The 510-nt window shown below is 70.4% G+C and carries 1 protein-coding gene; it reads right to left on the bottom strand.

Features of this window, described 5'->3' with window-relative positions; genetic code table 11:
• Positions 1–284: 6-phosphogluconolactonase (locus ABD323_RS45605; RefSeq protein ID WP_344447799.1), on the bottom strand; the 284-nt coding region annotated here is incomplete at its 3' end.
• Positions 285–510 lie beyond the last annotated feature (226 nt).

The following is a 510-nucleotide window of genomic DNA, read 5'->3' as shown; positions in this document are numbered from 1 at the left end:
GTCAGCCCGAGCGGCTCGATCACCTCGCGCAGCACCACCGAGCGGTACGACTCCGGGTGCCCGGTCGGCAGGCCGACGTACTCGTCCAACTGGCAGACCCGGGCCCGCGAGACGTCGAGCGCCCCGCCCCGCACCTTGGCCGCCAGTGCCTGGTAGATCGGCAGCGGCGTGGAGCCGGTGGCCACCCCGAGCAGCGCATCGGGCTTGCGCGTCACCAGCTCGGCCATCGCCGAGGCGATGAGCTCGCCGCCGGCTGCGGCATCGGGGACGATGACGATTTCCATGGCTCCACCGTTCTGAGTCGCGCTGTGGTCTAGACCAGACAGACCCAAGCTTATCGCGCCCACCGCCGCCCGGGCAGCCCCGCCGCCCGATTGCGTGCAGCCGTTCCGGCCCTTGAGACCAATGCGACAGCCGGTCACCCCGGACAGCAACCGCGATCCGGCCGTCAGGGTGTGCTTGAACGCGTACAAAAGAACGTCTACTCTCAGCCCCGGCCGATCGGCCGCC

This window comes from Kitasatospora nipponensis (genome assembly GCF_039528135.1).
Lineage (GTDB): Bacteria > Actinomycetota > Actinomycetes > Streptomycetales > Streptomycetaceae > Kitasatospora > Kitasatospora nipponensis.
The sequence above is the reverse complement of the archived record's forward strand: the minus strand, read 5'-3'. Positions and strand labels throughout refer to the sequence as shown.